Genomic DNA, 12,812 nt, shown 5'->3' with positions numbered 1-12,812 from the left:
TAGGAATCTTTTAAAGATTCAAATATAAGTCGGTCTTTGGGAAGATTATCTATTAAAATAGTCTTTATTTTGCACTGCAAACCAAATTATGGAATCAATCAAATCACTCGCTTACGAAGTTCATATGGAGGAGCTCGCCCAAGCTTCGCTTACGCAACATATTGCCAAGAGTGATTATTCCAAAGTATTTGTTTTGGTTGATGAAAACACTAAAGTGCACTGCCTACCTGAGTTTATGAACAAACTTGGAATGGCACCTGATGATGTCTTTGAAATAAAGGCCGGAGAAATCCATAAACATATTGGCACATGTTCATTGGTTTGGGAATGGCTCTCTGATCAAGGGGGCGACAGAAGAAGTCTTCTAATCAATCTTGGTGGCGGGGTGCTCACCGATCTTGGTGGTTTTGTGGCCTCTACTTTTAAAAGAGGGATAGACTTCATTAACGTTCCCACTACCCTACTGGCCATGGTTGATGCTTCTATAGGAGGAAAAACCGGTGTTGACCTTGGGGCACTCAAAAACCAAATCGGGGTTATCAATCAACCACAAATGGTATTGGTTTTTCCTGAATTTTTGAAAACCCTCGAAACAAGACAGATAAAAAGTGGTTTTGCCGAAATGCTGAAACATGGTCTGATCATAGATGCCGAGTACTGGAAAAGTCTGCGTTCGATGGACAATTTTGCAGATGCTAAGTGTATAAAACATTCTATAGCCATAAAAAATGACGTCGTTAGTCAAGACCCTACGGAACAAGGTCTTCGGAAAATCTTGAATTTTGGTCATACTCTGGGCCATGCCATAGAATCCTATTTTCTGGAGAGCAAAGACAAACCGACTTTACTTCATGGGGAAGCGATTGCTATTGGAATGATCCTTGAAGGATATCTTTCACATGAGCTCAAGGGCTTGTCAAAACTATCGCTTCAAGAGATAAAGGAGACTTTTCTAAATCATTTTCAACGGGTGGAGTTTGACCAGGACGATATACATGCGATACTGCAGCTTTTGATCTATGATAAAAAGAATTCTCATGGCGAGGTAAACTTTGTATTGTTGCACGCCATTGGAAATGCGGTTACTGATGTTAGAGTTCCTGAAAATCTTTTCGAAAAAGCATTCGCTTACTACAAAGAACAATAGGTACATATACTAAAACCCATCGTTTACAACTCTTTACGTTTATCAGTTTTAAAAATTTATAGATTAGGATGAGAAATCAAAAACCTGATCTACCATGAAACGAATCCTAATCGATTACAAAAAACTGGACCACGATGTGGCCGCAGTTCTTATTGATTCTTACCCCTACGGTTATGGGGATGAAGATATTATCACCCTTAAAAAACCCAACGGAGAAATCATAGAAGCGGTTGAAGTAAAAACTATCGATGCCATTTATTTGGTTAAAATAAGCAAGAGTCTTTCCAATTTTATCTCCAATTTCGAAGAAAACATTGAAAAGGAACTGGACAAATCCTCAAAGTCAGAAGCTGTTTTAGGAACTGAAGAAAATCCTATGCCGAATCAGGAAATGGAATCAGAGAACGATACTGAAAATAATAGCCTATAGTAAATATCTACTCTTGTCCTAGGTAGCGTTCGTGAATAATTTTTAGGTGATGGGCCTGATGTCCACAAATTATAAAGCCCATGGCCCTTGTGCTCATTTCTGAACCACTGGCCACACCAACCCTTTTTAACGCTTCATCATCAAAAGAACGAAACAGACTTTGGGTCGACGCCCTTACAGTCTTGTACTCCTCTATTATATCTTGCTTGGTCCTCGCTCCCGCATTTGATTGTGGAACATATACATCTTGATCAAATCCAGCTAAGGCAGTTTTGTCATTTCGAGCAAAACGTAATGCTCTGTATTGAAAAACACGTTCAGCATCAATTATATGAATCAAAAGTTCCGCTAAAGTCCATTTACCATCTGCATAGGCATGCCCCAATTTATCTTCCGCCAAATTTTCGAGGAAAGAAATCAATTCAGCCTTTCCATTCTTCAATTCGGCTAACAACGTATTTTCTCCTGCGGATAAAATATAATTATGATAAAAGGGATTGTATTCCGAAGTGGAAAGATCAGATACACGCATTGTTTAAGTAATTGTAAATTAAAGTTCGTTGAAAATGGTATGCATCAAACGTTTTTTATCGTTGATACTTTCTTCAAGAGAGATCATGGTCTCCGTTCTACTGATACCATCAATATCATCAATCTTAAAAATGATATTCTTTGCATGTGTCGTATCCTTTGCCCTTATCTTACAGAAGATGTTGAACTTTCCTGTGGTAATATGAGCAACGGTAACATAAGGTATTTGGTTGAGACGTTCCAATACAAATTTGGTCTGATGGGTTTTCTCAAGAAAAATACCCACATATGCAATAAACGAGTAACCGAGTTTAACATAATCCAAAGTCAAAGAAGAACCTTTAATGATTCCGGATTCTTCCATTTTCTTAACTCTTACGTGGACCGTTCCCGCAGAGATCAGCAATTTTTTGGCAATATCCGTGAACGGTGTACGTGTATTGTCAATCAACATATCTAAAATCTGGTGGTCAATCTCGTCTAATTTTACTTTGCTCATTGTGTGATTATTTGCAGCAAAATTAGTTAATTAAGAAATTATATTTAAAAAAATTGGCGATTTTTTAAACAAAATGTAACGTTTACTCAAAATGCATCACAATTTTCTTACATCTTGAAGCAAATCCAGAACATCTTTCCTTTTATTAAGCAGATTCAAATCTTCTGTATTTGTGCAATCGAAAGTTTCATGACCAAAAAAGCCCTCTACATTCTCAATTTCTGCAATCTCGGGAACAAAATTTATCATGTTATCCTCTAGCACCTCTTTATAGCGAATTCCAACACCGGTATTACTTTCCAATTCTGAATTGACATTTTCAGCATTGTACACAAGGATATCGTAGAACAATTTTTCATTTTCCGGAATCTTGAAATAATCATCCGTTTTGAATTCCTCAATATTCCCATTCGAAATTGTTTCAATGCCACCGACCAGTGCATAAAAAATAAATTCCCTAGTTTTCTCCCTTTGATAATCATTTGGGTAATGGCCAGCCTCAAATAAAATTGTTGGAACAGCTTCCATTTGGAACGAATCCCCAACGCAATTTTCGTTAAATCCATCATCATACCTACCCACTTGCCCAGGAATCAATGCTTGCAATTTTGCATTCATGGCCACGATCAACCTCATAGCTGTTTCCCTTGTTGGGGTTAACTTTCTGCTCTCATCGCTTGAAGGGGACAAAAAGGAAACCGTAGCAGGTTTATTACTATTCCCCACGCTAAAAAGAGTACGTTGATCATGTAAATTGAAACAATAAGCTGGTTTGAATTCATTGAAGAGTTTACAAAGTACTTTACTTTCTGGCTGCGTCAATTGTTTGGCATCCCTATTCAAGTCCACAGCATTCGCATTTACTCGCGTATAGTTTTTCGCGCCATCTGGGTTTAATATTGGAACAATTAATAAGGTGCACGTTTCAACTATTGATTGGGCAATTTTATTTTGGGATTTCAAGAAATTGACCAAATCCAATACCGCTTTTGTAGTGGTTGATTCGTTGCCGTGCATTTGGGACCACATCAAAATCTTTAAGGACCCTTTGCCGAGTAACAAGGATTTGATAGGTCGTCCATTCACCGATTCACCTTCTACTTTTGTTTCGGAAATTTTCAATTTGGTCAAATAGTTTTCCAACCTATCCAAAGTGATGTACCTGCCCTTAATAGATTCCTCCTTGAAATTCCCGTGGTTCATCATTACATTTTTATCTCGCCAAGTTTACAAAAGTAAATCATAAAAAAGTTACATATGTAAATTATTTTGTTTCAATTAATTTACATGAGTCTCGTGTTTGATGTGATATTGATACAGTTGTAAACAAGAAATTGAACAATATTATGAATAACGCATAACAAGCTACTAATCAATTATTTAATCTGTTTTATTTAATGTATATTTTAACCTTTTACATGAATTTGATTAACATCTTTACTTGGTATACAACTATTTATTAGCTATTTTTATATAGATAAATGGTACAATTGTGAATGATTTAATGATAGAGCGAATTCGAACCATAATAACGCATTACGGGTTAACGGTTTCTACCTTTGCCGATAAAATTGGTGTGCAACGATCTAGTATTTCCCATTTGTTGAATGGCAGAAATAGACCTAGTCTTGATTTCGTTCTTAAGGTTGTTCAAACTTATCCTGAAGTGAATTTGTATTGGCTCTTAAATGGCAAAGGGGAATTTCCTGCCAAGCCGCAAATGGCAACCACCTCTCCTATCGAGGATAACAGCTCACAAGAAAAAATTAAGTCAGCTATAACGAAAACCATTGTTTCACAAAACGAAAGGGAGGCAGTTAAAATTGTTATTTTCTATTCCGATGGTTCCTTCGAGTCTTTTAACGCAAAAAATACATAGGACAGTTCCTTAAATTCCATTCTTTGCTTTTACTTTGCAGCTATGCTTAAATCTTTATTCCTTTTTACGGGATTGGTTCTTTTAGCGGCCTGCGAAGCACCTCCGGAACGCAATTGTAATAATTTCAAAACAGGCGAGTTCTCGTTCACTACCAATATTGATGGCGAGGATAAAACCACAACTTTTATTAGAAGTTTAGATACGGAGGTCGATTTTTTTGAAGGTAAACAAGATACATCTTCAGTACGATGGATCAACGACTGCGAATATGTTCTCAAGAATCTTAATCCTAAAAACAAAGCAGAGGAGAAATCTATCCACATAAAAATATTGACAACTTCAGATTCTTCTTATACATTTGAATATAACGCCATTGGCGATAAACGTAAATTTAAAGGAACCGCTTTTAAAATACACTGACCATGTTTGAGATTTTTACCAGCCCAGATGCCTGGATGGCATTGCTTACCCTGACCTTTTTGGAGATAATATTAGGAATAGACAACATTATTTTTATTTCTATAGCCGCAGGAAAGCTTGAAAAGAAGGACAGAAGGAAGGCCACCAACGTTGGATTGGTCTTGGCAATGGGCATGAGAATACTCTTGCTTTTTGGAATAACCTGGCTAACTAAAATGAAAAAACCCTTTTTGGTGCTTGACGAAAGTTGGGTTACTGGAGGTATTAGTTGGCAAGCCGTAATTTTGTTTTTAGGCGGACTCTTTCTTTTATATAAGAGTACGAAGGAAATACATGAAAAAATTGAAGATAGAGGTCATGATGAGCGTGAGGTTACCAAATCCAGGTCCTCTTCTCTTACAAATGCAATTATTCAAATAACCGTTATCAACATTGTTTTCTCATTCGATTCCATACTTACGGCCATCGGAATGACCAATGGTATTTCTCCAAATCCCACCGACGCCTTGGTGTTGATGATTACAGCGGTTGTTGTATCTGTTATTATTATGATGCTGTTCGCCAATCCTGTTGGTGAGTTTGTGAACAGGCATCCCTCCGTTCAAGTGCTCGGATTGTCATTCCTTATTCTGATTGGGTTTATGCTAATTGCCGAGGCGGCACACTTATCCCATTTAATCGTTTTCGATAATGAAGTTGGGGCTATTCCGAAAGGGTATCTCTATTTTGCCATAGCCTTCTCTCTTATGGTGGAGTTCTTTGATCTCAGGATGAAAAAGAACAAAACCAAGGACAATGAAGTATTGGAGGACTAATTAATTGGGCCGTTGATACGCCAATTTTGGGTGTAGCTTTTCGTGCTTTTTCTGAAGTTTTTGCTGCTGTTTTACAGTTAAAGTACTTCCGTCATGGCTCCACCCCGGTGGGCCGAAAACATACATGAATTTGTGGGAAAGCTTTTTCGATTTCTTCATGTCATTCCAAATATCCTTAAACTCATGAGTGAGGATCACAACTGGATTGTATGACTCTGGGGCATGAATTACCCCATATTTCACATCAATATCATCATCCAGTTCTTTCCAAGTTCCAAACATTTTATCAAAAATATTTAAGAATCCCCCATGGTTTTTATCCAAATATTCCACATTCTGGGCATGGTGTACTTGGTGCATGGTATGGGTATTGAATATTTTTTCAATAAACCCCATCTTAGGCACATAAACGGAGTGCAGTTGAAATTGCCACAGTGCTTCGATTCCCAAACAGACCACAACCATTTCCGGCGGAAAACCGATGGCCGGCATCCACATATAAAAAAGTGGCTTGTACAGAATGGTAAACCATCCGTTGCGCACTGCTGTTCCTAAATTGTAGTTATCCGACGAGTGATGTACAATATGCGCTGCCCATAAAATTCGTATCTCATGGTTGGCTCTGTGAAACCAATAATAGGTAAAATCATCTGCTAGTTGACAAAGCAGCCAAATATACCATGCATAACCAAAAGATTTGTACCCAAGGACATTTTGTCTAACATCGTTTACAATTGGATTGCACAATTCGTATACGGATTCAAAAAGCACTATCGCGAATATTACTTTAAATAATGGTCCCAATAGGGCAGACCCAACACCCATAAAACCACTGGCCGCTAAATCTTTCCAATTGTACAAATGATCATCACCATGCGTTTTACTGTATGTGAGTTCAAATAAAATAAAGGCAATAAAAACAGGTACGCCGTAGACTAACGGGTTGGTGAGATCCATATAAAAAATTTATGCTTTTGGGTTAGGTGTGTACAACTTGGTCGGCAAAATAGGTAGAATAATGCATTAAAACAAAGTAGTTTGTTCTGAACTATCATCTTTCGAATCCATATTTTCGCTCGAAAAGTCCACGCTTTCCTCATCTATCACCTCCATCTCTTCTGGAATGGGCTCTTTCGGCTCTTCAAAAGGTAATGAGGGTAATGTGTTAATATTCTTGACTTTTTCTGAGGTTAGCTGATTTCCTACGGCTTTTATACCTTTTACTGATATGAAATTCTCAATATCCACCTGTTGGCTTGGCTTGGCATCCTTTCCCCTAGGTTTTGAAAACTCAATTTCAATCATTGGCCTCCAATCTGTAGAAGCCAGTTCGAGATGTGACTTAGGGTGTTCCGAAATCACCAATTCCTCCCTGTTCGCGTTTTCTATCAAAAAGCGCTTTATATAATAGCGTTCTTTTTCGCCTTCATAATGGACAACAGAAATTGGTTTTTTAGGATTCCATTTTTCTAACACGATCATATCGTCATTAAAGCGAGTCAACAAATCTGGCGGAATTGTTTTTACTTTTCCCTTCTGATCCATAATCAATAAAAGGTCATCCCCTTTAAAGTCACCCAAGAGTTCTCCCCTTCCGTCAACATTTAATCGACTTACAATATCATCGAACCAGATTTTTCTGGGTTTTAGTGTTGAAACTCCTTTTTCCTTGAGTTCAATTCGTTTGACTGCATATTTGGTGACCAAATTTCCTTTGGAAGCCCTACCTTTTATTATTAAATCGGCAAAATCAAGATCCCATTTCAACTTTTTGATACTACCAGATTGACGCAGCATAACGGTTATTACCTCGGCCTCTCCATTTGGATTTGCTGAAAAATAAAGCACCTCCGCTGACGGTTTCCCTCCGGCCAACTCGTACATTTTATCGCGGGTTACCCCGGTTACGTTGAATCTTTTTATATAGCTAGGACCTCCCCTCCCATCTTTATAGATCATATTATAGGTGGTGCGATTATCCTTCTTTTTAAAGACACTAACATGGATGATGTTTTTGCCAATAAATGTTTTGGAATCCACTTTTGTCACCATCATCTCCCCTTTTTTGGTAAAGACAATAATGTTGTCTATATCACTACAATCGGTGACATATTCATCTTTTCTTAAGGAAGTTCCAATAAACCCTTCCTCACGATTAACATACAGTTTGGTATTTCGAATTACTACTTTCGTAGCCTCGATATCATCGAATATTTTTATTTCCGATTTTCGTTCTCGACCTTTTCCATACTTCTTTTTGAGTTCCTTGAAATAATCGATGGCATAATCCACCAAGTGCTCCAAATGATGTTTGGTCTGTGCAATTTTTTCCTCTAAGCCCTCAATTAACTGTTGGGCTTTCTCTAAATCGAATTTGGAAATTCTTTTGATCCGGATTTCGGTCAACCGAACAATATCTTCTTCGGTCACGGCTCTTTTCAGATTTTTTGTATGAGGCTTCAAACCTTTGTCAATTGCCGCTATGACCCCCTCCCAGGTCTCCTCTTCTTCAATATCGCGATAGATTCTGTTTTCGATAAAAATACGCTCCAAAGAGGCAAAATGCCATTGTTCCTCCAATTCACCGAGCTGAATTTCAAGCTCTGCTTTTAATAATTCAACGGTATAATCAGTAGAACGCTCCAACATTTCACGAACTCCGATAAACAACGGTTTGTTGTCCTCTATGATACAGCCCAAAGGCGATATGGAAGATTCGCAAGCGGTGAAGGCGTAAAGCGCATCGATGGTTTTATCCGGAGAAATACCACTGGGCAAGTGAACCAATATCTCCACTTCTGCCGCAGTATTATCTTCAATCCTTTTGACCTTGATCTTACCTTTATCGTTGGCCTTTAAAATGGAATCGATAAGGGATGAAGTGTTGGTTCCATAGGGTATTTCCTTGATGACCAAGGTGTTTTTGTCGAAGGTCGATATCTTGGCGCGAACTCGAATTTTGCCGCCACGTAAACCCTCATTATAGTTGGTAACATCAATAATTCCTGCTGTAGGAAAATCGGGAAATAACTTAAACCCCTGTCCACGTAAATGCTTTATGGAAGCATCTATCAATTCGTTAAAATTGTGCGGTAAAATCTTAGTTGACAATCCAACCGCTATACCCTCAGCTCCTTGAGCAAGCAGTAAAGGGAATTTTACCGGAAGATTTACCGGTTCTTTTTTACGTCCATCATAGGACAGCTGCCATTCTGTGATTTTTGGGCTATAAACTACCTCAAGACCAAATTTTGAAAGTCTGGCTTCAATATATCGGGAAGCGGCGGCGCCGTCACCTGTAAGAATGTTACCCCAGTTTCCTTGGGTATCAATAAGTAAATCTTTTTGCCCAATCTGCACCATTGCATCCGCAATACTGGCATCACCGTGAGGATGGTATTGCATAGTATGCCCAACAACATTGGCCACTTTATTGTATCGTCCGTCGTCCAATTCCTTCAACGCATGCATAATCCTGCGTTGCACAGGCTTGAAGCCATCTTCGATGGCAGGAACTGCACGTTCTAAAATCACATAGGAAGCATAGTCCAAAAACCAATCCTTGTACATGCCGGTTACCCGGGTAAGTGTATCTTGGGAATTGTCTTGGTTCTCTAAACCTTCATCATTCAGTTCTTCGTTCTCTTCCATTTAGAAGGAATGCATTTTATTGGTTTATAGTTATTTTTCTTCTATTAAATCAAGTTCTACTTTAAGGTTTTTTATGATGAATTCCTGACGATCCGGGGTATTCTTGCCCATATAGAATTTCAATAAGTTATCAATACTCATGGCTTTGTCCAACATCACTGGCTCCAAACGGATATCATCTCCAATAAAATGTTGGAATTCATCTGGGGAAATCTCACCCAATCCCTTAAATCGGGTAATTTCTGGTTTGCCGGTCAGTTTTTGAATTGCATTTCTTCTTTCCTCCTCACTATAACAATAAATAGTTTCCTTTTTGTTTCGCACTCTAAAAAGAGGTGTTTGAAGAATGTACAGATGGTTTTCCTTGATCAATTCCGGAAAAAATTGAAGAAAGAATGTAATCAATAGTAATCTTATATGCATTCCATCTACATCGGCATCCGTCGCGATAACAATATTATTGTATCGGAGGTCTTCCATGGACTCCTCAATATTCAATGCCGCTTGAAGCAAGTTGAATTCTTCGTTCTCATAAACGATTTTCTTGGACATCCCGTAGGAGTTCAAAGGTTTTCCCCGTAAACTAAAAACAGCTTGGGTATTCACATCCCTTGATTTGGTGATTGACCCTGAAGCTGAATCCCCCTCTGTTATAAATAATGTGGACTCCAATCTTCTGTCCTTCTTCATGTCTTGAAGATGAACACGGCAATCACGAAGTTTTTTATTGTGCAGACTTGCTTTTTTGGCTCGGTCTCGAGCCAGTTTTCGAATACCGGAAAGCTCTTTGCGTTCTTTTTCTGCTTGTACAATTTTTCGCTGAATGGCTTCAGCCGTGGTTTGGTTCTTATGTAAATAATTATCAAGATACTTTCCAACAAAATCGTTGATGTAGGTGCGCACTGTGGGCAGTTTCCCTCCCATATCGGTCGAACCTAGCTTGGTTTTTGTCTGACTTTCGAAAACCGGCTCCATCACCTTTATGGAAACTGCAGAGATAATAGATTTTCGAATATCGGAAGCATCGTAGTTTTTGCCGTAAAAATCCCTGATGGTCTTTACAATTGCCTCCCGAAATGCTGCCTGATGGGTTCCACCTTGCGTTGTATGCTGTCCGTTTACGAAGGAATGATATTCTTCGCTATACTGTGTTCTACTATGTGTAATGGCTACTTCAATATCGTCTCCTTTTAGGTGAATTATGGGATAAAGGAAATCTTCCTGGTTATTGTTATCCTCTAACAAATCCTTTAAGCCATTCTCTGAAAAGAATTTTTCGCCATTGAAAACAATAGTAAGTCCTGGATTCAGGTACACATAGTTTTTGAGCATGCGTTCTACATACTCGTTTCTATACTTGTATTTTTTAAAAATGGATTCATCCGGAACAAAGCTTACTTTGGTGCCCCTTCGTTTTGAAGAATCTTCCAATTCTTCATTCACCAGATTACCGGCTTTAAATTCAGCGGCTTTTATTTTGCCATCTCTAATGGACTCAACCTTAAAAAAATTAGATAGTGCGTTGACGGCTTTAGTACCTACCCCATTTAATCCAACAGATTTCTTAAATGCTCGGGTATCATATTTTCCACCGGTGTTCATTTTAGATACTACATCAACCACTTTTCCCAAGGGAATGCCACGACCATAGTCCCTTACATTGACAACATTTTCCCGGATATTAATGTCGATAGTTTTACCGGCACCCATCACAAACTCATCAATACAGTTATCGATGACCTCCTTAAGGAGAATATAAATACCATCATCGGCCGAAGAGCCATCACCAAGTTTACCAATATACATTCCAGGACGCATGCGAATATGCTCCTTCCAATCCAACGACCGAATATTTTCCTCTGTATACTGGGTTTGTGACATTAGTTAGGGTTAATCCTCGCTAATATAAAATTTAGCTATAAAAATAAAAGTGTGGGCAATAGAAAGTAATCAACAAATGCTGTTGATATACCTATATTCGGTAAAACAAATGCATATTTGGTGTTCGGCAAGAATTAGTTTTAGGGAATTGGCCCAATTCGTACCATACCGTATATACAAAACTTATACGTTGAAACGAAAATGCATTACATCTCCATCCTTAACAATATACTCTTTTCCTTCCACACGCATTTTCCCGGCTTCTTTGACTTTGGCTTCGGTACCATAGTGCACATAATCAGTATAGGAAATAACTTCTGCACGAATAAATCCTTTTTCAAAATCGGTATGGATAACACCTGCTGCTTGTGGAGCGGTTGCACCAACGGGTATGGTCCAAGCCCTAACTTCTTTTACACCTGCGGTAAAATAAGTTTCCAAATCCAATAAAGTATAGGCCCCACGAATCAGTTTAGCCGATCCTGGTTCGGAAAGACCTACGTCTTCCAAGAACATTTGGCGCTCTTCGTAGGTTTCCAGTTCTGTGATATCCGCTTCGGTTCCCACGGCAAGAAAAATAACTTCTGCATTTTCATTGGCCACGGCTTCTTTTACTTTTTCAACATAGGCATTCCCCTCTGTTGCAGCTCCTTCATCCACATTGCACACATACATTACGGGTTTATCCGTGATCAACTGCAAGGGTTTTACAAATTCCGTTCGTCCATCTTCACTCACATCAATCGCACGTACGGATGTTCCCGCTTCGAGACCTTCCTTCAGTAGTGCTAAAATCGCCGCTTCCTTTTGAGCTTCTTTGTTTCCTGTTTTTGCTGCACGTTTTACCTTGTCCAACTTCTTTTCAACGCTTTCCAAATCTTTTAACTGGAGTTCCATATCAATGGTTTCCTTATCTCTTATAGGATCTATAGAACCATCAACATGCACAATGTTATCATTGTCAAAGCAGCGTAATACATGAAGAATTGCATCTGTTTCTCGAATATTTCCCAAAAACTGGTTGCCAAGTCCCTCTCCTTTACTTGCACCTTTGACCAAGCCGGCAATATCAACGATTTCAACGGTAGCTGGAATAACTCGTTCCGGGTCTACCAATTCTTCCAATTTCTCCAACCTTTGGTCCGGAACATTAACTACCCCAATATTGGGTTCAATGGTACAGAATGGGAAATTGGCGCTTTGAGCCTTCGCGTTGGACAGGCAGTTAAAAAGGGTTGATTTTCCCACGTTGGGTAATCCTACAATACCAGCTTTCATTAAAAAGATATTTTACTATCAGATTTCAGTAGTCAGAATTCAAATCTATAGTTGTTGATTTCTGTCTACTAAACATTGACGATTGTTCATTGATTTAAGGCTGCAAATATAAGCCGAAGTTTTGTATGGAAAACCATGTTTTGTGGGACTAAAAACCTTTTGCAAACATATAAACAGCTATAACAATCACTGCTAGGATTCCAAAGATGGCAATCACAGAGAGAATACAACCTGCATTCTTCCAGAATCCACTATATTCCTTTTCCTTTTCTTCCATTGAT

Annotated in this window: 13 protein-coding genes; 5 read left to right on the top strand and 8 right to left on the bottom strand. The window is 38.6% G+C overall.

The features are described 5' to 3' along the window. Positions 1-88: 88 nt before the first annotated feature. Together aroB and IAG46_RS01880 are read left to right on the top strand one after the other, a co-directional pair. Positions 89-1,147, top strand: coding sequence for a 3-dehydroquinate synthase (aroB, locus tag IAG46_RS01885; protein ID WP_190808621.1), 1,059 nt, complete (start codon positions 89-91; stop codon positions 1,145-1,147). Positions 1,148-1,241: 94 nt separating this feature from the next. Continuing rightward, a complete protein-coding gene (locus IAG46_RS01880) occupies positions 1,242-1,577 on the top strand; it encodes a hypothetical protein (RefSeq protein WP_223826547.1) in 336 nt (111 codons plus the stop codon). A 7-nt stretch (positions 1,578-1,584) separates the two neighbouring features. On the opposite strand, the gene IAG46_RS01875 is transcribed toward IAG46_RS01880, so the two are convergent. The 3 genes from IAG46_RS01875 to IAG46_RS01865 all read right to left on the bottom strand — a co-directional run bounded on the left by IAG46_RS01875 (position 1,585) and on the right by IAG46_RS01865 (position 3,813). Beyond that, a complete protein-coding gene (locus IAG46_RS01875; protein ID WP_190808620.1) occupies positions 1,585-2,109 on the bottom strand; it encodes a DinB family protein in 525 nt (174 codons plus the stop codon). A gap of 18 nt (positions 2,110-2,127) precedes the next feature. After that, entirely contained in the window at positions 2,128-2,607 is a 480-nt protein-coding gene (locus IAG46_RS01870; protein WP_055392737.1) for an Lrp/AsnC family transcriptional regulator, read from the bottom strand. Positions 2,608-2,703: 96 nt separating this feature from the next. Further along, a complete protein-coding gene (locus tag IAG46_RS01865) occupies positions 2,704-3,813 on the bottom strand; it encodes a M14 metallopeptidase family protein (RefSeq protein WP_190808619.1) in 1,110 nt (369 codons plus the stop codon). 286 nt (positions 3,814-4,099) lie between these two features. Between IAG46_RS01865 and IAG46_RS01860 the strand changes: the two genes are divergently transcribed. The 3 genes from IAG46_RS01860 to IAG46_RS01850 are packed head-to-tail and all read left to right on the top strand — an operon-like array spanning position 4,100 to position 5,721. Beyond that, entirely contained in the window at positions 4,100-4,486 is a 387-nt protein-coding gene (locus tag IAG46_RS01860; protein ID WP_368668159.1) for a helix-turn-helix transcriptional regulator, read from the top strand. 42 nt (positions 4,487-4,528) lie between these two features. Continuing rightward, positions 4,529-4,906 carry a DNA topoisomerase IV gene (locus tag IAG46_RS01855; RefSeq protein ID WP_190808618.1) on the top strand — a complete coding sequence of 126 codons (378 nt, stop codon included), beginning with the start codon at positions 4,529-4,531 and terminating at the stop codon, positions 4,904-4,906. A 2-nt stretch (positions 4,907-4,908) separates the two neighbouring features. Beyond that, on the top strand, positions 4,909-5,721 hold the full coding sequence (locus tag IAG46_RS01850; RefSeq protein WP_190808617.1) for a TerC family protein: 813 nt from the start codon (positions 4,909-4,911) through the stop codon (positions 5,719-5,721). On the opposite strand, the gene IAG46_RS01845 is transcribed toward IAG46_RS01850, so the two are convergent. The 5 genes from IAG46_RS01845 to IAG46_RS17730 form a co-directional block, all read right to left on the bottom strand. Next, positions 5,722-6,678, bottom strand: coding sequence for a sterol desaturase family protein (locus IAG46_RS01845; protein ID WP_190808616.1), 957 nt, complete (start codon positions 6,676-6,678; stop codon positions 5,722-5,724). 66 nt (positions 6,679-6,744) lie between these two features. After that, positions 6,745-9,372, bottom strand: coding sequence for a DNA gyrase/topoisomerase IV subunit A (locus IAG46_RS01840; RefSeq protein ID WP_190808615.1), 2,628 nt, complete (start codon positions 9,370-9,372; stop codon positions 6,745-6,747). 30 nt (positions 9,373-9,402) lie between these two features. After that, positions 9,403-11,253: a DNA topoisomerase IV subunit B gene (locus IAG46_RS01835; protein ID WP_190808614.1), complete on the bottom strand. Its 1,851-nt coding sequence runs from the start codon at positions 11,251-11,253 to the stop codon at positions 9,403-9,405. 183 nt (positions 11,254-11,436) lie between these two features. Beyond that, positions 11,437-12,531, bottom strand: a complete 1,095-nt coding sequence (gene ychF, locus IAG46_RS01830; RefSeq protein WP_190808613.1) for a redox-regulated ATPase YchF — start codon at positions 12,529-12,531, stop codon at positions 11,437-11,439. 148 nt (positions 12,532-12,679) lie between these two features. After that, complete coding sequence (locus IAG46_RS17730) at positions 12,680-12,808, bottom strand: hypothetical protein (protein WP_255512456.1); 129 nt, start codon at positions 12,806-12,808, stop codon at positions 12,680-12,682. Positions 12,809-12,812 lie beyond the last annotated feature (4 nt).

This window comes from Flagellimonas sp. S3867 (genome assembly GCF_014698935.1).
Classification (GTDB): Bacteria; Bacteroidota; Bacteroidia; order Flavobacteriales; family Flavobacteriaceae; genus Flagellimonas.
The sequence above is the reverse complement of the archived record's forward strand: the minus strand, read 5'-3'. Positions and strand labels throughout refer to the sequence as shown.

Bases quoted from the DNA above. Each gene is read 5' to 3' on its own strand.
- aroB (WP_190808621.1), top strand. From the start codon at position 89: ATGGAATCAATCAAATCACTCGCTTACGAAGTTCATATGGAGGAGCTC.
- IAG46_RS01880 (WP_223826547.1), top strand. From the start codon at position 1,242: ATGAAACGAATCCTAATCGATTACAAAAAACTGGACCACGATGTGGCC.
- IAG46_RS01875 (WP_190808620.1), bottom strand. From the start codon at position 2,109: ATGCGTGTATCTGATCTTTCCACTTCGGAATACAATCCCTTTTATCAT.
- IAG46_RS01870 (WP_055392737.1), bottom strand. From the start codon at position 2,607: ATGAGCAAAGTAAAATTAGACGAGATTGACCACCAGATTTTAGATATG.
- IAG46_RS01865 (WP_190808619.1), bottom strand. From the start codon at position 3,813: ATGATGAACCACGGGAATTTCAAGGAGGAATCTATTAAGGGCAGGTAC.
- IAG46_RS01855 (WP_190808618.1), top strand. From the start codon at position 4,529: ATGCTTAAATCTTTATTCCTTTTTACGGGATTGGTTCTTTTAGCGGCC.
- IAG46_RS01850 (WP_190808617.1), top strand. From the start codon at position 4,909: ATGTTTGAGATTTTTACCAGCCCAGATGCCTGGATGGCATTGCTTACC.
- IAG46_RS01845 (WP_190808616.1), bottom strand. From the start codon at position 6,678: ATGGATCTCACCAACCCGTTAGTCTACGGCGTACCTGTTTTTATTGCC.
- IAG46_RS01840 (WP_190808615.1), bottom strand. From the start codon at position 9,372: ATGGAAGAGAACGAAGAACTGAATGATGAAGGTTTAGAGAACCAAGAC.
- IAG46_RS01835 (WP_190808614.1), bottom strand. From the start codon at position 11,253: ATGTCACAAACCCAGTATACAGAGGAAAATATTCGGTCGTTGGATTGG.
- ychF (WP_190808613.1), bottom strand. From the start codon at position 12,531: ATGAAAGCTGGTATTGTAGGATTACCCAACGTGGGAAAATCAACCCTT.
- IAG46_RS17730 (WP_255512456.1), bottom strand. From the start codon at position 12,808: ATGGAAGAAAAGGAAAAGGAATATAGTGGATTCTGGAAGAATGCAGGT.